This is a genomic window from Pseudomonas gingeri, from assembly GCF_013385425.1.
Classification (GTDB): Bacteria; Pseudomonadota; Gammaproteobacteria; order Pseudomonadales; family Pseudomonadaceae; genus Aquipseudomonas; species Aquipseudomonas gingeri_D.
Genome location: NZ_JACAQA010000003.1, coordinates 569440 through 589626, shown reverse-complemented (window position 1 = coordinate 589626; position 20187 = coordinate 569440). Strand labels below are relative to the sequence as shown.

Below are 20187 nucleotides of genomic sequence, written 5' to 3'. Positions count from 1 at the left end.
GTCCGACATTCGCGCCGTTAGTTGATAAAGATCAGAGTTCGGTTTTCTTCTGCCCCGATACTTTCCGGACCATCTGATTTCTCAAGTGCACTTACCGAGGGCAATACCATGAACAAGTTCCTGTCTGTTGCAGTACTGGGCGTGATGCTGGCGGCAACCGCGGGTTGCAGTCATCAACATGCTCGTGAAATGGATGCGCGCCTGGACTCCGCGGAAAACAATGCCGCGTCGGCCCGCTTAAAAGCTGATGAGGCCTACACCAAGGCCGAACAGGCAATGGCTGCCGCCGCCCAGGCGCAACGCACGGCTGACGAGGCCAACGAGCGGGCCAACCGCATGCTGGAAAAAGCCGCTCGCAAGTAACGACGGTTGTGCCACCCGGCCAGGGAGGCTGGGTTGTTGCTTTACCCTACAGCCCTTGTCGATCAAGGCTTGTTCGATATCGGCGTTTGTCTGCCGATGGCAAGCAGCAAAAAGCCCCTGCCGGTATTCCGGCAGGGGCGAAGTACCTACTTGTTCAGTCGCCTTTGATCGGTACGACTTTTTCCGCCTTCATGGCGTCGGCTTTCTTCGGCAAGGAGATACTCAATACACCTTTGCTGAAGTTGGCTTCGATCTTTTCCGCCTCGACTGACGTCGGCAAGTTGAAGACACGCTCGAAGCTGCCGTAATGGCGCTCGGTCATGTGATACCCCTTCCTTTTTTCTTCCTTGTCCTCTTTCTTCTCCCCTTTGATGATCAAGCTGCCATTGGACAGTTTGATCTCAATATTCTTCTGATCCATGCCGGGAAGTTCTGCGGTGATTTCGAAGCTTTTGTCTTTCTCGACGATATCCACGGCAGGCATTGCGTGAGTGATCAGTTCCCGACGCCAGAACGGCTCCACATCGAACAGGCCACGTCCAAAGGACGGCAGTCCGGAGCCGTGGGTGAAGTCTTCGAACAGGTGGTCCACCTGTTGCCGCAGTTTTTCCAGAGGGCGCCACAGATCAGTCGTTACCGGGTGGTGGCTGGTCTTGTCTTCGCTATGCAGCGGCATTTTTTTTACGCTATTAGCCATCGTCACATCTCCTCTTGGGTGAGCCGGGGGAAGCAAGCGCCAAGACACTTGCGTTGCCCGGGAAAGTGGGATCGATTCGCCAGTCCTGACAAGGTCGGGTTTCCCGACTGCGACTTCCAATCGATACGGCGCCGTACAAACACGGCTATTTACTGTCACCGTGAATGGGATTGAGAGGCTTGATTTAGATCAGACCGAGGGTAAAAAGCTTCGAGTACCTGGATTGGCGGCGCCCGTTCGGGATCGATCCAGGGCACCGCAGAATTGGCGAATGGCATCGCAGGCCTGACGCAGCGAATCGTCATCCAAGGCATAGGCGATACGGATATAAGGCCCCAACCCGAACGCGCTGCCCTGCACAACGGCGACATCCGCTTCATCCAGCAGCGCATGGGCGATATCTTCATCGTTGTGCAGTACTCGCCCTGCGGGAGAGGTGCTGCCAATCAGGCCGGCACAGGAGGCAAAAGCATAGAACGCGCCCGCCGGACTCACGCATTCCAGTCCTGGTATGTCATTCAGCAGTGCCACCATCAAGTCGCGACGACGCTGGAAAACCGCCCGGCTTTCCTGGATGAAGTCCTTGGGGCCTTCCAGTGCCGCGAGTGCCGCTTGTTGTGAAACCGAACTCGCCCCCGAGGTCTGTTGCCCTTGCAGCTTTTCCATGGCATCCAGCAACCAGCGTGGCCCGGTGGCAAAGCCGATGCGCCAGCCGGTCATGGCATAGGCCTTGGAGACGCCGTTCATGGTCAGGGTTCGCGCTGCCAGCCGTGGCTCCACCTGGGCCAGGGTATGGAAGGTTTGATCGTCGAAGATCAGGTGTTCATAGATATCATCGGCCAGGATCAGCACCTGGGGATGGGCCAGCAATACCTCGGCCAGTGCCTGGAGCTCCTCCCGGCTGTACACCGCGCCGGTGGGGTTGGACGGCGAATTGAGGATCAGCCAGCGGGTCTGCGGCGTGATTGCGTCATTCAGTGCCGAGGCGGTCAGCTTGAAACCCGTATCGGCATCACAGACGACGATCCGGGTTTCGCCACCGCACAGCTGGACCATCTCCGGGTAACTGACCCAGTAGGGCGCGGGTACTATGACCTGGTCGCCCTCGTTCAGCGTGGCCGCCAGGGCGTTGTAGATCACCTGTTTGCCGCCGTTGCAGACCAGGGTGTCCTGCCAGGTGACGTCCAGGCCGTTCTCGCGCCGGAACTTGGCGGCCACCGCTTCACGCAGCGAACGGACACCGGCGACCTGGGTGTAGCGGGTGTGGCCGTGTTCGATGGCATCAATGGCCGCTGCGCGTACATGCGCGGGCGTATCGAAGTCCGGTTCGCCCGCGCAGAGTGAAATGATCGTTGCGCCTTGCGCCCGCCGTTCCGCCACCCGGTCCATGATCCGGTAGGTCGCCGACGGTTGCGCGCTGGCCAGGCGCCGGTTCAGGCGTTGAATATCGATGCTCATACTTTCCTCTGCAGGTTGTGATAACCCAATGCGGCCCTGGCTTCTTTCAGGGTTTTGCCTTGGCTGATCAGGGCGCGAATCTCGGCTTCGACCGTTTCGATCTGGCGGGCACAGGCCGCTACTTCGACGGCACGGGCAAGGGGCACGATCACCACGCCGTTGGCATCGGCGACCACGATGTCGCGGGCGCAAACCCGGGCGCTGCCGATGGACACCGGTTGGTTGACTGACTGAACCTGTACGCGGTCCTTGCCGGTGCGCATGAAGCGGCCCTTGCTGAAGATCGGGTAGCCATCGCCCAGCGCCTTGTTCACGTCTCGGCAGACACCGTCGATAACGGTGCCGGCAATCCGTCGTGCGCCGGCGTACTGGGTCATGATGTCGCCCCAGACTGTGCAGTCGGTGCGCCCGCCGTTGTCGATGACCACGATGTCACCGGGCGCCACGTCCTCGATAAAGTCACCCACGGTGCCGGGCGGCACGCTGGCCGTGACGTACTGCACGGTGAACGCCGGGCCGACGATCACCTGGCTGTAATTGCCCAGGGGCGCGATCCCGAAGCATTGGCCGGGCAGGCCGAGCTTGTCCATGGCATCGGACACGCCCGGGGTGTCGAGTCCCTCGAAGAGGGCGACCAGTTGGCGGTCTTCCGGGCTCATCGGCTGTGCTCCACATGGATGGCTTCGAACTGGGTGTCATGCATCACCTCGGCCACCGAGCGGCCGCTGCGCACGGCCTCGACCATGCCGTCCTGGCGACGGGCAATACGTTCGCCAAGGTCGAGCACTTTATCGATGTGGACAGTGGAGACGAACACCGTGCCGCAGTTGTCGGCGATCACATAGTCATCCTCGCTGACGGCCACGCCGGCCACGTTGATTGTCACGGCGGCATCGACCTGCACCACACGATTGCGCGCGCTGATCATCGTGACGCCACGGCCGTAGACCGGGTAGCCGATCGCTGCGCTGCCGTCGATATCGCGACTGAAACCGTCGATCACCGTGCCGCGTACCTGCTTGGCGGACGCGGCATTGGCGAGGATATCGCCCCAGCAGGAAATGCCTTCGAGACCGCCGGCAATCACCAGTACACGATCGTCGCTGTCGATCTGTTCGACCACCGGAGTGATCAGGTGCACGGTGGGTGTTTTATCGGACTTGGGGGCCAGCAGTACGGTACTGGCCCGGCCGACGATTTTCGGGCACTTCCACAGCGGACGTAGCCCTACCGTGGCGCCGGGCAGGCCGAGGAAATCGAGCGCATCGGACACGGTGTTGGTGTCCAGCGCCGCCAAGCGTTCCAGCAAACTCTTGTGGGTCATGGGGGAGCCCCTGTGGTGACGGAGGCGCCCAGTGTCGGCGAGGAGGTTTGATAGGTATATTACTAATCACAGAAGCGTTGGATACGCTGAACCTATGGATAAACCATGATCAATTTCCGTCTGATTCGTCACCTCTGGTTGTTCCTGGCGGTTGCCGAGGAACAGAATTTCGGCCGCGCCGCCAAGCGTCTGGGCATGTCCCAGCCACCGTTGAGCGAGCAGATCCAGGTCCTGGAACAAGCGCTCAAGGTCACGCTCTTCGAGCGTTCGCGACGGGGTGCGAAACTGACCCCGGTCGGGGCCGCGATCCTGCCGGCGGTACGCAAGTTCGCCGAGCAACTGGAACGTCTGGAACTGGCCGTGGAAGAGGCGGTGGCGGGGCAGTCGGGCCTGTTGACCATCGGCGCGATTTCAACGGCCATGTTTGACGTGTTGCCGGGGCTGATCGAACAACTGAAGCGTGAATACCCGCACCTCACGGTGTCGGTGCGGGAAATCGACAGCGTTGAAGCCGTCCCGGCGCTGGAGGCCGGGGATATCGATCTGGCGTTTGCCCGGCTGGACGGTGATCTGGGGGCGTCGATCCGGTCACTGCCATTGACGGAAGATCGTCTGGTGGTGGCATTGCCCGTCGATCACCCATTGGCCTCGCGTTCGCGTATCAGTCTGTCGAGTCTGGTCAACGAAGCCTTGGTGATGTTTTCTCGGAAGGTCAGCCCGGTGTATTTCGATAACCTGATTGCGACCTGTCGGGCCAGTGGTTTCTCCCCGCGTGTCTTGCATGAAGTGCGTTCGGTCGCGTCGCAGATCGCCTTTGTCAGCTATGGCCAAGGTATTGCGCTGGTACCGGCGTCGCTGAAAAAGCTGGCTCCCGCCAATGTGGTGTTTCGGCCGCTGAGCCAGAAGTTGCAGGTGGTCACCACCGCGATGGCCTGGAATACCAGCCGACCCAATCCATTGGTAGAAGCCCTGGTCGCCCGGTTCCAGGCCAAGGTGTGAGCGGGGTGTTTTTCAAGGCTGATAGGTTTTGCGTATGAAAACCTTCCTGAATCAGGAGTTTACAGAAAACCTGATTCCCTTGAGATTGTCGCCCGTACCGTCGGCAATTCGTGTCCGTGCGAAAACCTTTTGTTCAAGGAGTTACTTCCGTGCCCTCACCGGAAACATTCACCCATACGCAGCTCCCTCTTACAGTCGAAGGGGTTCAACTGAACGTGGCGGCCATTTATCGTGAGGGTGACTTGGCACCGATTGTCTTCCTGCATGGTTTTGGCTCGACCAAGGAAGACTACGCCGACATCGTGCTGCAGGGTGCCTTTTCCGGTCATCCCTTTGTCGCGTACGACGCGCCGGGCTGCGGTGAGAGCCAGTGCAGTGATTTATCGAGGATCTCCATCCCTTTCCTGCTGCAGACGGCCTTGCAGGTGCTGGAGCATTTCGGTATCGAGCGCTTCCATCTGGTCGGTCACTCCATGGGCGGACTCACCGCGCTGATGCTGGCCCATCAGTTCCCGGAGCGGATACTCAGCTTCGTCGATATCGAGGGCAATATTGCCCCGGAAGACTGCTTTCTCAGCCGACAGATCGTCGATTATCCGGCGGAAGATCCCGAGGTTTTTTTTGCCGCGTTTATCGAGCGTACCCGCCAGGCTCCGGCGTATGCCAGCGCGCTATATTCGGCCAGCTTGCGATACAAGGTGCGGGCCGGCGTGGTGCGTGGGATCTTCCAGTCAATGGTCGAGCTTTCCGATAACGCTGACCTGATGGGCAAATTTCTCGGCCTGAAATGTCCGCGCATGTTCATGTATGGCGAACAGAACGCCTCGTTGTCCTATCTCTCGCATATCCAGGCCGAAGGCGTGCGGCTGGCCCCCATCGCGCAGTGTGGCCACTTTCCCATGTATTCCAATCCGCTTGCGATGTGGCAGCAGATTGCCGATTTTCAGAACGCCGGCCAACGGAGTCCTTTACCCAACATGGATTGAGCCTGGCCGTCGACCTCCAATAAAAACGCCCCGAATCCTGCAGGTCGAGGCGTTCTTCTTCAGCTCAGGTGCTTAGTGCCCGGCGCTCTGCCCGCCGTCCACATGCAGGATCTCACCTGTCACAAACCCGGCAGACTCCAGGTAGACAATCGCCTGGACGATATCGCTGGTTTCCCCCATCCGCCCGACCGGATGCAGGCGGCCCAGCGCTTCATGGGTTTCTTCGGCATGCATCGGGGTCTTGATGATCCCGGGGCTGACCGCATTGACCCGGATCCCGCGCTTGGCGTACTCGATGGCCAGGGACTTGGTCGCCGAATTGAGCCCACCCTTGGTCAGCGAGGCCAGTACCGACGGCACCCCGTCGATGGCGTGATCCACCAGGCTGGTGGTGACGTTGACGATATGACCCTTGCCTTGTTTCTCCATCTCGCTAATCGCCAGCTGGCTGATGTAGAAGAAACCATTCAGGTTCACCGCCAGCACGTTGGCATAGTCTTCGTGGGTGTAGGCGGTGAACGGCTTGGCGATAAAGATCCCGGCATTGTTGATCAGGCTGTCGATGCGACCAAAACGGGCGACGCCTTCACGGATGACGCGCTCGGCGGTGGCCGGGTCGGCAATGTCACCGGCGACGGTGAGGATGTCCGGGTCTGTGGACGGCTTGACCGAGCGGGCTGTGGCAACCACCCGGTAATCGAGATCACGGTAGGCCTTGACCAGCGCCGCGCCGATCCCTTGGGAAGCGCCAGTAATCACAACGACTTTTTTTGCATGGCTCATGATAAAACCTCGATGGAAAGTAAGGGGGTAGGGCGTGATCAATCAAGCAGCGGCGGAGGCGATTTCCCGCAGCATCTGTTCGTAGTACTCGACCGACTGTGAGCCGGACACCAGATGACGGCCGTTGAGGATCATGGCTGGCACCGAGTTGATGCCGCGTGCGCGGTAGAAAGCCTCGAGTTCACGGACTTCGTCGGCGAACGCGTCGCTGGCCAGCATTTCACGGGCAGGCGCCGCCTGCAGTCCCGCTTCGGTTGCCAGACGCACCAGGGTTTCCCGGTCGCTCGGGTTCTGCCCGTCGCTGAAATAGGCGCGCAGCAAGGCTCGCTTCAGTTCGAGCTGTCGCCCTTCCTGCAAGGCCCAGAGCAACAGGCGGTGGGCATCGAAGGTGTTGTAGAAATGGCTGCGTTTTTCCAGGTCGAACTGAAAACCGATGGCTTCGCCCCGGGTCATCAACATCTGCTTGCCGGCGGCGACTTCTTCGGCGCTGCGGCCGTATTTGCGCATCATGTGCCGCACCGCGTGCTCGCCTTCGGCCGGCATATCCGGGTTCAGTTCGAAGGGTTTGAAGGTCAACTCGACCGAGACTTCATCGGCCAGGTTGGCGATGGCCTGTTCCAGGGCCGTCACGCCCAGGGCGCACCAGGGGCAGACCACATCGGAGATGAAGTCGAGCTTGACCTGCGCGTTCATGACGGGTTCTGCGCCAGTTGGCGGCGGTATTGGGTGGTGCTGATGCCGGCGTAACCCCAGTTATCCGTGTCGACTTCCTCGATCACGATGTGGGTCAGGTCCGGGCGTTTGTTGAGCACCCGTTGCAGGGTTTCAGTGATTTCGGCAATCACCTGGGCTTTCTGCTCCGAGGTAACGCCATCGCGGGTTATGCGCACGCTGACAAAAGGCATGACAAGTCTCCAGTGACCTGCCCATCGGCATGATGGCAGGCAGTGGGAGCAATTTATTAGGTTGTTAAACGCGGATAAAGGTGGGGCCAAGAACATCATTAGTGAGGTGGTGTAATGAGTTTTGCGCTTGATCGGCGGGTTCGCTTACCCGGTTTGTGATCTATAGTCCTTATCGGATCAGTTGATAATCTCTTTCGCACGGACGCTACAAGGAGCTCCAGCCCGCTCCTTGGGCCATAACCCCGGCGGATGCCCTCTAGCCTAGAAGTGTTGGTACAACGCAGGGAGCACAGCATGTCGATCCTACGACCAGACGGACTGAGGTCGGCTCCCACTATTGCCAGGTCTGCGAGCGCCATTGCCAGGACCACACGCGGTTTTTTCCAGCGCGGGCTCGATCAGGTCAAGGAAGCCTATATCCTGTTTCCGCTGCTGGCCGCTGTCCTTTTGCTGGTTATCTGGACGGCAACGCTGTACCTCATCAACAGTGAACTGGTACGGGCGCAACGCGGCGCAACCACGGCCAGCCTGGAGATCGGCGCCACCTACGAGGCCCAGATGTTGCGTGCCGTCCACGAAATCGATCAAACCCTCAAGCTGGTCAAATACACCTATGAGGCCGAAGGCGAGCGTAATCCACTGCCCAGGCTCAAGGAGCGGGCGTTATTGCCGCCGCCCCTGTTGTTTGACGTCAGTGTGGTCAACCCGGACGGCGGGCTGGTGGCGAGTACGCGGGCCAACGATACGGAAGCTATTTCGGACCGGGATGAGCAACAGGCACTGCAGCACGACGACACACTGTTGATCAGTCAAGCCTGGAAAAAACCGCAGACGGGAGAATGGCGGCTACGTTTCAGCCGCCGGCTGAATGCGCCGGACGGTGGGTTTTCGGGCATCGCCCGGGTCGAGGTCGATGCGGCCTATTTTGTCAGCAGCTATGACGCCTCGAAACTCGGCGACCATGGCATCCTTGGTTTGTTGGGTACCGACGGCATTTTTCGGGTACGCCGAAGCGGCGATGCGGTGCTGGCCGGCGATGCGGTGGATTATGCGGCGTTGGTCCCGGACACCGATGACACCCAAGCGCTGTTGGCGACCAATACCTGGGACGGAGTGCGCCGCTACACCAGCGCCCGTCAGCTCTATGACCTGCCCCTGGCAGTGATCGTCGGGCTGTCTGAAGAAGAACAACTGGCCACGGTGACCGGTCAGGCGCATACCTATTTGTGGCGGGCCGCGGGCGGCAGCCTGTTGCTGGTGTTACTGGTCGGCCTGCTGAGCCGGATGAGCTGGCAGCTGGCGCAAAGCCGCTTGCGCACGGCCGAAGCCCAGGCCCAGCTGGTCGCCATTGCACGTCAGGCCGGCATGGCGGAAATCGCCACCAATGTCCTGCACAACGTGGGCAATGTGCTCAATAGCGTGAATGTCTCCGCCGAAGTGGTTACCCGCAAGTTGCGCACCAGCAAAGCCCTGGGGCTGAGCAAAGCGGTGCAGTTGATGAACGAGCATGTCGAGGATCTGGGTCACTTCATCTCCCAGGACGAGAAAGGCAAGCTGCTTCCGGGCTATCTGAACCAGTTGGCGGACGCTTTGGCGCTCGAACAAAAGAGCATGACCGACGAACTCGATCAATTGACCCAGAGCATCGATCACATCAAGGAAATCGTCGCGGCCCAGCAGTCTTATTCAGGGGCATCCAGTCTTGCCGAGGCCGTACAGGTACCGCAGTTGATCGAGGATGCGCTGCGCATGAATGCCAGTTTCCTCGCTGCCCGCCAGGTCACCGTGGTGAAAGAGTTTGCCGAAACGCCTTGTTTACAACTGGACAAGCACCGCCTGCTGATGATCCTGGTCAATCTGATAAAAAATGCCGGCGGCGCGATGGACAATCCAGCCGATCGTCCCCCGCTGATTACCCTGCATACCGAGATGCTGCCGGAGCAGACCCTGGTCATCAAGGTGATCGACAATGGCGAGGGGATTGCCGAGGAGAATCTGACACGGATTTTTGCCCACGGATTCACCACGCGCAAAGACGGCCATGGTTTCGGATTGCACAGCTGCATCCTGGCGGCCATGGAGATGGGCGGGGCATTGAAGGTCCACAGCGACGGGCCGGGACAAGGGGCAATCTTCACCCTGGAACTGCCCAGCCAGGTTTCGAGCCCGGCAGCGGCTGCATAACCCGAGCGTATGGGGTTTTGTCGTCTACAATTTTGCTCGTGGTATCGCTGGATTTTATTGAGCCAACGTTACAAGGAATAGAACGAATGGCCGCAGTCCTCCCCGACACTTCATCAGTCAATCGCCAAGCGTGTTCCCGAGCGAAAGCGTTCCCGGATGTATTCGCATCCCCTGTTGTGGTTGCATTGAACCCATGAGGCTTGCACTCAATACGCTGGCCTTGGCCGTGATGACGTTATATACCGCCACCGTGAAGGCCGACGACGCCACGATGCCCACGTTTTCCCTGAGCAGTTTCGGCACTGCGGGTATTGTTCACTCCAGCGAAAAAAACGCCGACTTCACCTCCAGCATCTACAAGCCCAACGGTGCCGGTCACACCCGTAGCTGGGATGCGGATGTCGACAGCCTGATCGGTGCCCAGGTAACGGCCAACTTTACCCGGCAGCTCTCGGCCGTGGTGCAGGTCATCTCGGAGCAGAATTACGACAACAGCTACCGTCCCACCCTCGAATGGGCGAACTTCAAATACCAGTTCACACCCGATTTCAGCCTGCGCGCCGGTCGCACGGTGCAGCCGGCTTTCCTGCTCTCCGACAGCCGCAAAGTGGGTTACACCCTGCCATGGGTACGCCCGCCGGGAGAGGTCTATAGCCTGATACCGGTCACCAGCACCGATGGCCTTGACCTCAGCTACCGGCTGCACTTCGGCGACCTGACCAATACCGTGCAGGGCAATGTCGGCCAGGGCGATTTCCGGATGCCCGCCAACACCGGCAGGACCTTGAGCAGGGACGCGTGGGGCATTTCCAATTTGACTGAATACGGGGACTTGACCACCCGCGTCACCTACCAGAAAACCCACGTGACCGTGGAGTCGTTCAATCCACTGTTCGACGGTTTCAGGGACTTCGGTGCGCAAGGCAATGCGATAGCCGACCGTTATGATGTCAAGGGCAAGCCCTTTGAGTTTATCGGCGTGGGGGCCATCTATGATCCAGGCAAGTGGTTCGTCATGGGCGAATGGGGGCATATCGACAGCCATTCGGCAATAGGGACGATAAACGCCTGGTATGTCAGCAGTGGCTATAGAATTGACACCTTCACACCCTATGTCACCTACGCCCGCTCAAAGACGGTCAGCGAAACGTCCAGCGCGGGTCTGACGACATCGGGTTTATCGCCAGACCTCGCGAGCACCGCTGCCGGCCTTAACGGCGCACTCAACACCCAACTGGCATCGGGCAGCGGCCAGCAGACCCTGTCCGTCGGCATGCGCTGGGACTTCACGAAGAATATGGACGCCAAACTGCAGTACGATCACACGCGTTTAGACAGTAACGCCAGTGGTCCGTTGGTCAATCTCCAGCCGGGCTATGAGCCGGGAGGCTCGTTCAATCTGCTCAGCCTTGCTGTCGATTTTGTCTTCTGATGGCGCCGATCATGGGAGTTCTCAAACGTGCCGGTTGCACGCTGGCAGGGTTCGCCCTGTGCCTGGGCAGCACGCTTGCCATGGCCGAGGTGGTGGTGGTTGTCGCCGCTGCCAGCCCGGTGCAGGCGCTGACACGCAATCAGGTGGCGGACATCTTCCTGGGCAAGACCAATCGTTTCCCCAGCGGCAAGCCGGTCACTCCGATCGACCAGACGGAAGGCTCCGCAACCCGTGATGAGTTCTACACCACCTTCACCGGCAAGTCGGCCGCGCAGCTCAAGGCGCACTGGTCGAAAATCATTTTTACCGGCAGGGGCCAGCCGCCGGAAGCGGTAGCCAATAGCGCGGAAGTGAAGAAACGGATTGCCGGGAATCCCGACAGTATCGGCTATATCGAGTCCCGTGAAGTGGATGCCAGCGTCAGGGCGCTTCCTCCCGACCCGCAATGAGGGGTTACCTGCCGAGGGTCTTGTTGGCTGCCTGTGTCTGGAGCAAGACCCCGAACTGATCGGCGGGCACCGGCTTGTTGAAGTAGAAACCCTGGAATTCGTCGCAGGCGTTGTCCCGCAGGAAATCGGCCTGTTCGCGGGTTTCCACACCTTGGGCCACCACGGTCAGGCTGAGGGTTCGACCCATTGCGATAATGGCCTCGGTCAGGGCCTTGTCTTCCGCCACGCTGGTGACGTCACGGATAAACGAGCGATCGATCTTGATTGAGTCGAGTGGAAACTGCTTGAGTGCCGAGAGCGAAGAGTAGCCAATCCCGAAATCATCGATGGCGATCCGGATCTTCAGCTTTTTCAGGCCGTTCAACACCTGCAGCGCTCTTTTGACATCCTGCATGAGCAGGCTCTCGGCGATCTCCAGTTCCAGCAGGCCGGGCTCCATGCCGGTCTCTGTCAGTATCGTGGCGAGGTCGGTGAGTAGATTGTCATCGACAAACTGCCGGGCCGTCAGGTTCACGGCGACCCCCAGATGCGGCAGCCCCTGCCGTTGCCAGGCGATGTTTTGCAGGCAGGCCGTTCTCAGCACCCACTTGCCGATGGGCACGATCAAACCGGTTTCCTCGGCGACGGGGATAAATTGCATGGGGGCTATCAGCCCCAGGTCCGGGTGTTCCCAGCGCAACAGTGCTTCCATGCCGGTAATCCGGCCGCTGCGGATATCGCGTTTGGCCTGGTAGTGAAGCCGGAACTCGTTACGTTCCAATGCATGGCGCAAGCCGAGTTCCAGGGTCAAGCGTTCCAGCGACTCGGCGTTGAGTTTCTCGGAGTAGAACTGGAAGTTGTTTTTACCCTGTTGCTTGGCCTGATACATGGCGATATCGGCATGTTTGGTCAGCGTCTGCTCGTCCAGGCCATCTTGCGCATAGAGGCTGATGCCGATGCTGGCGGTTACCCGGAACTCTTGCCCTTGAAGCTTGAAAGGCTTGGCGATGGCCGAGAGGATTTTCTGCGCGGTGTCCGCCACATACTTGGCCTCGGACAGCTCCGGCAGCAGGACCACGAATTCGTCGCCACCCAGGCGGGCGACGGTATCGCTGGCGCGCAGGCAGGCCGTGAGGCGGCCCGCGACTTCCTGCAGCAGTTGGTCGCCGGCATGGTGGCCCAGCGTATCGTTGATGTGTTTGAAGCGGTCGAGGTCGAGGAACAGCACCGCCAGTTGCCGATGATCACGGCGCGCCTCACTGATGTTCTGGCTCAACAGTTTGCTGAACAGGCTGCGATTGGGCAGCGCCGTGAGACCGTCGTGGTAGGCGAGGTACTCGACGCGCTCGGCATAGGCCACCTTGTCTTCGGCGGCGCGCAAGCGACTTTGCGCCAGCTGCCAGTTCATGCGGCTCAGCAGGCCGGCCAGAAGCACCAGCAGCAGACTGCCGGCGGCGGCTCGCCACAGGTAGGTCTGCGCTTGCCGGGTCACGGCGGCCAGGCGTTCTTCGGCGGATAACCCGACAATCACCGCCAGGGGAAAGTCATACAGCTGGCGGACACTGGTGTAGCGTTGCACGCCATCCCAGGCATTGGTCGAGAGCCGCGCCTGGGTGTCTTCGGTATTGGGCGCCAGTGTCGCGTAGTCGACGGCATCGCCGGCCAGCACCGACTCTCCGCTGCGTCGTACCCGGAAGATGCCATCGGTGCCCAGGAGTCCGAGTACGCCCCGCTCGCCGAGTTTCGAGTCGTCATAACTGCTGACGAAATAAGCCGCATCGACTTCGACCCGGGCAATGCCCGAGAACGCGCCGTTCGCTGCATTGAGCCGACGGCTGAAGCGCAATCGCCATTCCCCCGTCAGCGGATTTTTCCAGGGGCGACTGATCAACAGCGTATCGTTGTGCCGCAGCGTCTGTTGTTCGTCCGGTTCGGTGATATTTCCCGCCTCGTTGGCGCGAGTACTCGCCACGGGTTCACCGTCCGGGGTGACCACACTGACGTCAAACAACAGGGCCGGCGGCAACAAGGCCCGCTCCTTGAGCTTGGGCAGGGGATTACGCTCACCCTCGGTCTCATAGGTGTATTTGATCAGCTTGAGGGTTTGGTCAATTTCACGAACGGCGCGCAACATCTGCGCTTCGTAGGTAGCGCTGATCTCCAGGCTGGTGGTGGCCGCGTTGCGTTGCGCCCGCGTCTGTTCGATCTTGATCAGGTAGAGGGTGGCCGACCAGATGGCCAGTACCAGCAGGGCGGCCAGCAGCGGGAACAAGATGTAGGCTTCCTTGATCGGCTCCAGAAGGCGCCGAAAGAGGCTGTCGCGGTTCTCGGAAGGTGGGGCGACGGGCGTTGCGCTATCGGGAGCCGATCTCAGTCCGTTTGTCCGTTGGATCGACATGCAGTGCTCCCTGCGTTGTAGCAACACTCTAGGCTAGCGGGCATCCGACGGGGTGATGGCTCGAGGACGGGGCCTTGTAGCGTCCGTGCGAAAGAGATTATCAACTGATCCGGTAGGAACTATAGACCACAAAAGACACCTGCCTTCCGAGGGGCACTCCGGGATATTCGATCTATCCCTTCTCTGAATCCTCAATACCGGCAAGCAGGTCCGTGGCCAATGCGAATGCCGCCGTTCTGGCGGGAGCGCCCAGCGTCTGCGTTCTGGCACCGGTCGTCAGCACAAACGCCACCCGGTTGAGTGGCATTTTTGTGGGCGCGCGCTTACTTCTCCAGCACGACCGGCGGTTTACCTTTCTGCGCTGCTCAGATATTCAAACAACTTGGCCGCCTCCGGGGCCAGTTGCGCTGCGTCCTTGACCCCGACAAACAAGGTGCGCCGGGCCCAGTCATCGCTCAGGTCGACGGCTATCAGGCGAGTGCCGAGCAGTTCGCTCCGTACCGCCTGCAACGGCAATATCCCGATCCCCAAACCCGCTTCGATCATGCGGCAGATACCGTCGAAGCTGCTGACCTGAATGCGTACCTTGAGGACCTTGCCCGCGCTCACGGCGGCATCGTTGATCCGGCGCAGCAGCGAGCTGCCCTGATTGAGCGCCACGTAATCGAAGCCGAGCGTGTCCGTGAAGGACACACGGCCCGCATTGGCCAGCTCATGGCCGACAGGCACCAGCAGCACCAGGCGATCGTTGCGATAGGGCAGTGTGTAGAGCCCCTCGGCCGGCACGTTATCGGCAAAAATACCGATATCGGCGCGTCCGTTCTCCACGGCTTGAATGATCGGTTCGCTGAGAGCTTCTTCCAGTCCGATACGCACGTGGGGGTTGGCGCGCAGGAACAGCGTCAGGTCACCCGGCAGGAACTGGACCACCGCCGAGGTGTTGGCGAATAGCCGTATATGCCCGCGCACGCCCACCGCGTAATCACTGGCATCAGAGGCCATGCGGTTGACCCCTTCAAGAATCGTCCTGGCGTGCTCGACCATCCCTTGTCCCGCCGCCGTCAGTTCAAGCCCCCTCGGCAACCGCACGAACAACGGACACTGGGTCGTGCGCTCCAGCTCGGCCAGGCGCTTGCTGGCCGCCGAGACCGTCATATTGGCCTTGTCGGCGGCGCGGGTCAGGTTGCCGGCCTCGGCGGCGAAGATCAGCAGGCGCAAGGACAGCAGGTCGAAATGCAGGGGATTGATCATCAAAGGAGTCCAAGGCTTTCCAGTTTGGAAAGGATAGTGGCGAAATATGAAATTTTCATCTGCCGGGTTTGTGTCGATTATCCCTGTCACAAGTACTCGACAAGAACGGAAAACGCCATGGATTTACCTCTGCAAGGTGTGAAGGTCGTGGAGCTCGGCCAACTGATCGCCGGGCCCTTTGCGGCGAAGATGCTCGGTGAGTTTGGCGCCGATGTGATCAAGATCGAGCCGCCAGTCACCGGCGACCCGCTGCGCAAGTGGCGCTTGCTGCACGATGGGACGTCCGTCTGGTGGGCCGCGCAGTCACGCAACAAACGCTCGCTGACCCTGGATTTGCGCCAGGCCGAGGCGCAGCAGGTGGTGCGCCAACTGGTGGCCGATGCCGATGTGCTGATCGAGAACTTCCGTCCGGGCACCCTGGAAAATTGGGGGCTGGGCTGGGACACACTGCATGCGTTGAACCCCAGACTCATCATGTTGCGCGTCTCCGGCTACGGTCAGACCGGACCCTATCGTGATCGTCCCGGATTCGGCGTGATCGGCGAAGCCATGGGTGGTCTGCGGCATCTCTCCGGTGAGCCCGGGCGCACGCCGGTCAGGGTCGGCGTTTCTATCGGCGACTCGCTGTCGGCCCTGCACGGGGTGATCGGGATTCTGCTCGCCTTGCGTCACCGTGAACAGAACGGCGGGGAAGGCCAGCAGATCGACGTGGCGCTGTATGAATCAGTGTTCAACATGATGGAAAGCCTGCTGCCCGAATACTCGGTGTTCAACACCGTGCGTGAACCCGCCGGCAGCAGTTTGCCGGGAATCGCCCCGACCAATGCCTATCGTTGTCGCGACGGCGGTTTTGCCCTGATCGCCGGCAATGGCGACAGCATCTATCAACGCCTGATGGAAGTGATTGGCCGCTGTGATCTGGCGAGTAATCCCGACCTCGCGCAGAACGACGGCCGCGTGTTGCAGGTCGAGCGCATCGATGCCGCCATCTCCCAATGGACCGCGCGGCTGGGCCTCGATGAAGTGCTGTCGATCCTGACCGAGGCGCGGATTCCGGCCGGCAAGATCTACAACGCGGCCGATATCGCCCAGGACCCGCATTACCGGGCGCGCGACATGCTACTCGACAGCCAACTGGACGACGGCACTCCAGTGACCTTGCCCGGCATCGTGCCCAAGCTGGGCAGCACACCGGGCCGCGTAGCGCGCCCGGCACCCACTCTCGGCCAGCACACCCGCGAGATTCTCGACCAGCTTGGCATCGAGCCCGCGCAGCAGGCCGACTGGCGCCAGCGCGGCATCATTTGAACCCGAGGAATGTCCATGCAACGTCTTTTCCTGCAGGAAGTCGCCACCCGTGACGGCTTCCAGAACGAAGCACGGTTTATCGAAACCGCCGACAAGATTGCCTTGATCGATGCCCTCAGCCAGTGTGGCTTCGCCAAGATCGAGGTCACCTCGTTCACCTCGCCCAAGGCCATTACCGCGTTGCGGGATGCCGAGGCGGTGATGCACGGCATCCGCCGCAATCCTGCGGTGGAGTACACCGTGCTGGTGCCCAATGTGCGCGGCGCCGAGCGGGCCCTGGCGTGCACTATCGATGAAGCCAATCTGGTGATGTCGGTCAGCGAACCCCACAACCGTTCCAACCTGCGCATGAGCCGCGAGCAGTCGTTTGCCCAGCTCAGCGAAGTGTTCAGTGTGATCGGCCAGGCACCGGTAGCGATCAATGTGTCGTTGTCGACGGTGTTCGGTTGCCCGATGCAGGGCGATGTGCCGGTGGGGGAGGTGCTGCACTGGGTCGAGCGCTTTGCCGAACTGGGCGCCCGTGGCGTGACCCTGTGCGACACCACCGGCATGGCCTACCCGAGCCAGGTCGAGGCGCTGTCTCGTGCGGTGCGCGAGCGTTTTCCGGCGCTGCAACTGACCTTGCATTTCCACAATACCCGTGGCATGGCCCTGGCCAATGCCCTGGCGGCCATCGAGGCCGGTGTCGACCGTTTCGACGCCTCCCTTGGCGGCCTTGGCGGTTGCCCCTACGCGCCGGGGGCCAGCGGCAATGTCTGCACCGAAGACCTGCTGCACATGCTGCAGTTGATGGGGTTTGACACCGGGGTCGACCTGGACCGCGTGCTGGCCGCAGCCGCGCAGTTGCCGGGGCTGGTCGGCCACGAGATTCCCAGCCAGATCCTCAAGGCCGGCAAGCGCCTGGACCTGCACCCGATACCCGCCCATGTCGCCAGCCTGGAAAAACAGGTGCCATCGACCCGAACCCAGGAGTTGCAACCATGATCGACCATCTTGACCATCTGGTGCTGACCACCATCGACCCGGTGGCCGCCGAGGATTTCTATGTGCGGGTCATGGGGATGCAGGTGCAGACCTTCGCTGGCGGGCGCAAGGCGTTCGCCTTCGGCCAGCAGAAAATCAACCTGCACGTGCGCGGTCACGAGTTCGAGCCCAAGGCGCACCTGCCGGTGCCGGGGGCGCTGGACCTGTGTTTTATCGCCTCGATCCCCCTGGAGCAGGTGATTGCCCATCTGGCTCGTGTCGACTGGCCGATTATCGAAGGCCCGGTGTTGCGGACCGGGGCCACGGGGCCGATCCGCTCGGTGTACGTGCGTGATCCGGACCTGAACCTGATCGAGATTTCCGAGCCGGTACAACCGGAGCCTGCATCATGAGGGTGGTGTTTCTCGACAGCGCCAGTCTGCCCGTGGGCATTGCACGTCCAGCTTGGGTGACGGACTGGCAGGACCGTTCCGACACGACACCGGAGCAGGTGGTGGAAGCTGCCCGCAATGCCGACGCCGTGATCACCAACAAGGTCCGCATCGGCCGGGCCGAACTGGAGCAACTGCCCAACCTGAAATTCATCTGCGTCGCCGCCACCGGTTACGACTGCATCGACCTGGCGGCCTGCCGTGATTTCGCCGTAACGGTGTGCAATGTCCCGGCCTACTCGGCGCAAAGCGTCGCCGAGTCGGTGATCGCCTCGATCTTCGCCCTGCGTCGGCAGCTGTTCGCCTACCAGGCCGCCGCCGTGCGCGACTGGCCGGATTCGCGGCACTTCTGCGTCCATCGCGCGCCGATCCGCGATGTGCAGGGCAGCGTGCTGGGCATCGTCGGTAAAGGCGGCATCGGCCAGGCCACGGCCCGTCTGGCCAGTGCCCTGGGCATGCAGTTGCTCTGTGCCGAACACCGTGGTGCGATCCCGGTGCGCAAGGGTTACCAGGCCTTTGAAACGGTGCTGGCGCAAAGCGATGTGATCTCGCTGCACTGCCCGCTGACCGAACACACCCGCCATCTGATCGGTGCCGCGGAGCTGGCACGGATGAAACCCGGTGCCTTGCTGATCAATACCGCCCGCGGGCCGTTGGTGGATGAGGCGGCGGTGCTCGCCGCCTTGGACAGCGGTCGCCTCGGCGGCGCGGCCCTCGATGTGCTGGGCCAGGAGCCGCCAACGGCTGACCACCCCTTGCTCACCCAGCGCCATGCCAACCTGATCGTCACGCCCCATGTGGCCTGGGCCAGCCAGAGCAGTCTGCAACGCCTGGCCGACGGCATCCTCGGCAACCTGCACGGCTACTACTCGGGGAACCTGATCAACCTCGTCTCGTAACGGCTTCACCCCCTAACAAGAAGGTCGACCCATGACAACAATAACAATAGGAAAACCGCGCCCTTCAAGGCTGCGCGGGGTGTTTCGCCATCTGTATGTACAGGTGCTGCTGGCGATCGTGCTGGGCATTGTCTTCGGGCATTTCTACCCCAGCCTCGGCGAAGAAATGAAGCCGCTGGGCGACACCTTCATCAAGCTGATCAAGATGCTGATTGCGCCGATTATCTTCTGCACCGTGGTCAGCGGCATTGCCAGCATGCAGAGCCTCAAGCGCATCGGCCGGGTCGGCTTCAAATCGTTGCTGTACTTCGAGGTGCTGACCACCCTGGCGCTGGTGGTGGGATTGATCGGGGTCAACCTGATGCAGCCCGGCACCGGCATGCATATCAACCCGGCGAGCCTAGATGCCCATGCCATCGACAGCTACAGCAAGCTGGCCCATGAACAGAGCGTGGTGGGGTTTCTCACCCATATCGTGCCCGGTACCGTGTTTGGCGCCTTTGCCGAGGGCGATATCCTCCAGGTGCTGTTCATTTCCATCCTGTTTGCCTTTGCCTTGCAGATGCTCGGCGGCGCCGGCAAGCCGCTGCTGAACCTGATCGACCTGGTGGCCCAGGCGTTTTTCCGCATGGTCCGGATCGTCATGTACGTCTCGCCGTTGGGGGCCTTCGGCGGCATGGCCTTTACGGTCGGCAAGTACGGCGTGGGCTCCCTTGGGGCGTATGGCAACTTGCTGATCTGCTACTACGTGACGGCGCTGTTTTTTGTCCTGGTGGTGCTCAATCTGGTGGCGCGATTGGCGGGCTTCAGTCTGTGGCAGTTCCTCAAGTACATCCGCGACGAGCTGTTCCTGGTGCTGGGCACCTCGTCTTCGGAGTCGGCCTTGCCGCGTTTGATGGGCAAGCTGGAGCGCCTTGGCTGCGAGAAATCGGTGGTGGGCCTGGTGGTGCCTTCGGGTTACTGCTTCAACCTCGATGGCAGCTGTATCAACATGACGGTGCTGGCGATTTTCATCGCCCAGGCGCTGGATATCCACCTCGACCTCTGGCACCAGGTGACCTTGCTGTTCATTCTGCTGCTGACCTCCAAGGGGGCGGCCAGTATCACCGGCGGAGCGTTTATCACCCTGGCGGCGACCCTTGGCAGCCTGGATGTCATCCCGGCGGCGGGGTTGGTGCTGGTACTGGGGGTCTACCGGTTTATTTCCGAGGGCGGGGCATTGATCAATGTGATCGGCAACGGTGTGGCGACGCTATTTATCGCCAAGTGGGAAGGGGCGCTGGACGAAGAGAAGCTGGCGGCCGAATTGCACAAGGGCTGTGCCCGTGAGCGGGAGGTAGAGTCCTGAACGAGTTGT

At 60.9% G+C, this 20187-nt stretch carries 20 protein-coding genes; 11 read left to right on the top strand and 9 right to left on the bottom strand.

Annotated features, from left to right (window positions below; genetic code table 11):
* The first annotated feature begins 108 nt into the window (after nt 1-108).
* Nucleotides 109-363, top strand: a complete 255-nt coding sequence (locus HX830_RS05325; RefSeq protein ID WP_152740864.1) for an Lpp/OprI family alanine-zipper lipoprotein — start codon at nt 109-111, stop codon at nt 361-363.
* Between the two features lie 154 nt (nt 364-517).
* Here the strand turns inward: HX830_RS05325 and HX830_RS05320 are convergent, their stop codons facing one another.
* The 4 genes from HX830_RS05320 to HX830_RS05305 all read right to left on the bottom strand — a co-directional run bounded on the left by HX830_RS05320 (nt 518) and on the right by HX830_RS05305 (nt 3842).
* Nucleotides 518-1060, bottom strand: a complete 543-nt coding sequence (locus tag HX830_RS05320; RefSeq protein WP_177099253.1) for an Hsp20/alpha crystallin family protein — start codon at nt 1058-1060, stop codon at nt 518-520.
* Nucleotides 1061-1249: 189 nt separating this feature from the next.
* Nucleotides 1250-2518, bottom strand: coding sequence for a pyridoxal phosphate-dependent aminotransferase (locus HX830_RS05315; RefSeq protein ID WP_177099200.1), 1269 nt, complete (start codon nt 2516-2518; stop codon nt 1250-1252).
* Nucleotides 2515-3177: an RraA family protein gene (locus HX830_RS05310; RefSeq protein WP_177099199.1), complete on the bottom strand. Its 663-nt coding sequence runs from the start codon at nt 3175-3177 to the stop codon at nt 2515-2517. The genes HX830_RS05315 and HX830_RS05310 overlap by 4 nt, the downstream gene beginning before the upstream one ends.
* Nucleotides 3174-3842, bottom strand: a complete 669-nt coding sequence (locus HX830_RS05305) for an RraA family protein (RefSeq protein ID WP_152740867.1) — start codon at nt 3840-3842, stop codon at nt 3174-3176. The genes HX830_RS05310 and HX830_RS05305 overlap by 4 nt, the downstream gene beginning before the upstream one ends.
* A gap of 105 nt (nt 3843-3947) precedes the next feature.
* On the opposite strand from HX830_RS05305, the gene HX830_RS05300 reads away from it, so the two are divergent.
* Complete coding sequence (locus HX830_RS05300) at nt 3948-4841, top strand: LysR family transcriptional regulator (protein ID WP_177099198.1); 894 nt, start codon at nt 3948-3950, stop codon at nt 4839-4841.
* Nucleotides 4842-4990: 149 nt separating this feature from the next.
* On the top strand, nt 4991-5827 hold the full coding sequence (locus HX830_RS05295; RefSeq protein ID WP_177099252.1) for an alpha/beta fold hydrolase: 837 nt from the start codon (nt 4991-4993) through the stop codon (nt 5825-5827).
* Between the two features lie 72 nt (nt 5828-5899).
* Here the strand turns inward: HX830_RS05295 and HX830_RS05290 are convergent, their stop codons facing one another.
* From HX830_RS05290 to HX830_RS05280, 3 genes are read right to left on the bottom strand one after another with little or no spacing between them, the layout of a single operon-like run.
* A complete protein-coding gene (locus HX830_RS05290) occupies nt 5900-6610 on the bottom strand; it encodes an SDR family NAD(P)-dependent oxidoreductase (protein ID WP_177099197.1) in 711 nt (236 codons plus the stop codon).
* Between the two features lie 42 nt (nt 6611-6652).
* Nucleotides 6653-7303, bottom strand: a complete 651-nt coding sequence (locus tag HX830_RS05285; RefSeq protein ID WP_177099196.1) for a DsbA family oxidoreductase — start codon at nt 7301-7303, stop codon at nt 6653-6655.
* Nucleotides 7300-7515 carry a tautomerase family protein gene (locus tag HX830_RS05280; RefSeq protein WP_152740871.1) on the bottom strand — a complete coding sequence of 72 codons (216 nt, stop codon included), beginning with the start codon at nt 7513-7515 and terminating at the stop codon, nt 7300-7302. The genes HX830_RS05285 and HX830_RS05280 overlap by 4 nt, the downstream gene beginning before the upstream one ends.
* 294 nt (nt 7516-7809) lie before the next feature.
* On the opposite strand from HX830_RS05280, the gene HX830_RS05275 reads away from it, so the two are divergent.
* The 3 genes from HX830_RS05275 (at nt 7810) to HX830_RS05265 (ending at nt 11580) form a co-directional block, all read left to right on the top strand.
* Nucleotides 7810-9699 (top strand): ATP-binding protein, encoded by a 1890-nt coding sequence (locus HX830_RS05275; RefSeq protein WP_177099195.1) that lies wholly within the window; start codon nt 7810-7812, stop codon nt 9697-9699.
* 229 nt (nt 9700-9928) lie between these two features.
* A complete protein-coding gene (locus tag HX830_RS05270) occupies nt 9929-11131 on the top strand; it encodes a hypothetical protein (protein ID WP_256350413.1) in 1203 nt (400 codons plus the stop codon).
* 11 nt (nt 11132-11142) lie between these two features.
* Nucleotides 11143-11580 carry a substrate-binding domain-containing protein gene (locus HX830_RS05265; protein WP_177099193.1) on the top strand — a complete coding sequence of 146 codons (438 nt, stop codon included), beginning with the start codon at nt 11143-11145 and terminating at the stop codon, nt 11578-11580.
* Nucleotides 11581-11584: 4 nt separating this feature from the next.
* Here HX830_RS05265 and HX830_RS05260 read toward each other — a convergent pair whose 3' ends face one another.
* Nucleotides 11585-13831 carry a putative bifunctional diguanylate cyclase/phosphodiesterase gene (locus HX830_RS05260; protein ID WP_256350398.1) on the bottom strand — a complete coding sequence of 749 codons (2247 nt, stop codon included), beginning with the start codon at nt 13829-13831 and terminating at the stop codon, nt 11585-11587.
* Nucleotides 13832-14305: 474 nt separating this feature from the next.
* The gene (locus HX830_RS05255) at nt 14306-15208 is read right to left on the bottom strand and encodes a LysR family transcriptional regulator (RefSeq protein ID WP_152740876.1); all 903 of its coding nucleotides are present in this window, start codon (nt 15206-15208) and stop codon (nt 14306-14308) included.
* 117 nt (nt 15209-15325) lie between these two features.
* Between HX830_RS05255 and HX830_RS05250 the strand changes: the two genes are divergently transcribed.
* Genes HX830_RS05250 through HX830_RS05230 form a run of 5 tightly spaced genes read left to right on the top strand, consistent with a single transcriptional unit; the run spans nt 15326 to nt 20178 of the window.
* Nucleotides 15326-16516, top strand: a complete 1191-nt coding sequence (locus tag HX830_RS05250) for a CaiB/BaiF CoA transferase family protein (RefSeq protein ID WP_177099192.1) — start codon at nt 15326-15328, stop codon at nt 16514-16516.
* A gap of 15 nt (nt 16517-16531) precedes the next feature.
* Nucleotides 16532-17500, top strand: a complete 969-nt coding sequence (locus HX830_RS05245; protein ID WP_103494365.1) for a hydroxymethylglutaryl-CoA lyase — start codon at nt 16532-16534, stop codon at nt 17498-17500.
* Nucleotides 17497-17892 (top strand): VOC family protein, encoded by a 396-nt coding sequence (locus HX830_RS05240; protein WP_177099191.1) that lies wholly within the window; start codon nt 17497-17499, stop codon nt 17890-17892. Before HX830_RS05245 ends, HX830_RS05240 begins: the two co-directional genes overlap by 4 nt.
* A complete protein-coding gene (locus HX830_RS05235) occupies nt 17889-18830 on the top strand; it encodes a D-2-hydroxyacid dehydrogenase (RefSeq protein WP_177099190.1) in 942 nt (313 codons plus the stop codon). The genes HX830_RS05240 and HX830_RS05235 overlap by 4 nt, the downstream gene beginning before the upstream one ends.
* 31 nt (nt 18831-18861) lie before the next feature.
* Nucleotides 18862-20178, top strand: a complete 1317-nt coding sequence (locus tag HX830_RS05230; RefSeq protein WP_177099189.1) for a dicarboxylate/amino acid:cation symporter — start codon at nt 18862-18864, stop codon at nt 20176-20178.
* Nucleotides 20179-20187: the final 9 nt, after the last annotated feature.

Excerpts from the sequence above, each read along its gene's own strand:
- HX830_RS05325 (WP_152740864.1), top strand. The coding sequence starts at position 109 with ATGAACAAGTTCCTGTCTGTTGCAGTACTGGGCGTGATGCTGGCGGCA.
- HX830_RS05320 (WP_177099253.1), bottom strand. The coding sequence starts at position 1,060 with ATGGCTAATAGCGTAAAAAAAATGCCGCTGCATAGCGAAGACAAGACC.
- HX830_RS05315 (WP_177099200.1), bottom strand. The coding sequence starts at position 2,518 with ATGAGCATCGATATTCAACGCCTGAACCGGCGCCTGGCCAGCGCGCAA.
- HX830_RS05310 (WP_177099199.1), bottom strand. The coding sequence starts at position 3,177 with ATGAGCCCGGAAGACCGCCAACTGGTCGCCCTCTTCGAGGGACTCGAC.
- HX830_RS05305 (WP_152740867.1), bottom strand. The coding sequence starts at position 3,842 with ATGACCCACAAGAGTTTGCTGGAACGCTTGGCGGCGCTGGACACCAAC.
- HX830_RS05300 (WP_177099198.1), top strand. The coding sequence starts at position 3,948 with ATGATCAATTTCCGTCTGATTCGTCACCTCTGGTTGTTCCTGGCGGTT.
- HX830_RS05290 (WP_177099197.1), bottom strand. The coding sequence starts at position 6,610 with ATGAGCCATGCAAAAAAAGTCGTTGTGATTACTGGCGCTTCCCAAGGG.
- HX830_RS05285 (WP_177099196.1), bottom strand. The coding sequence starts at position 7,303 with ATGAACGCGCAGGTCAAGCTCGACTTCATCTCCGATGTGGTCTGCCCC.
- HX830_RS05280 (WP_152740871.1), bottom strand. The coding sequence starts at position 7,515 with ATGCCTTTTGTCAGCGTGCGCATAACCCGCGATGGCGTTACCTCGGAG.
- HX830_RS05275 (WP_177099195.1), top strand. The coding sequence starts at position 7,810 with ATGTCGATCCTACGACCAGACGGACTGAGGTCGGCTCCCACTATTGCC.
- HX830_RS05270 (WP_256350413.1), top strand. The coding sequence starts at position 9,929 with ATGACGTTATATACCGCCACCGTGAAGGCCGACGACGCCACGATGCCC.
- HX830_RS05265 (WP_177099193.1), top strand. The coding sequence starts at position 11,143 with ATGGGAGTTCTCAAACGTGCCGGTTGCACGCTGGCAGGGTTCGCCCTG.
- HX830_RS05255 (WP_152740876.1), bottom strand. The coding sequence starts at position 15,208 with ATGATCAATCCCCTGCATTTCGACCTGCTGTCCTTGCGCCTGCTGATC.
- HX830_RS05250 (WP_177099192.1), top strand. The coding sequence starts at position 15,326 with ATGGATTTACCTCTGCAAGGTGTGAAGGTCGTGGAGCTCGGCCAACTG.
- HX830_RS05245 (WP_103494365.1), top strand. The coding sequence starts at position 16,532 with ATGCAACGTCTTTTCCTGCAGGAAGTCGCCACCCGTGACGGCTTCCAG.
- HX830_RS05240 (WP_177099191.1), top strand. The coding sequence starts at position 17,497 with ATGATCGACCATCTTGACCATCTGGTGCTGACCACCATCGACCCGGTG.
- HX830_RS05235 (WP_177099190.1), top strand. The coding sequence starts at position 17,889 with ATGAGGGTGGTGTTTCTCGACAGCGCCAGTCTGCCCGTGGGCATTGCA.
- HX830_RS05230 (WP_177099189.1), top strand. The coding sequence starts at position 18,862 with ATGACAACAATAACAATAGGAAAACCGCGCCCTTCAAGGCTGCGCGGG.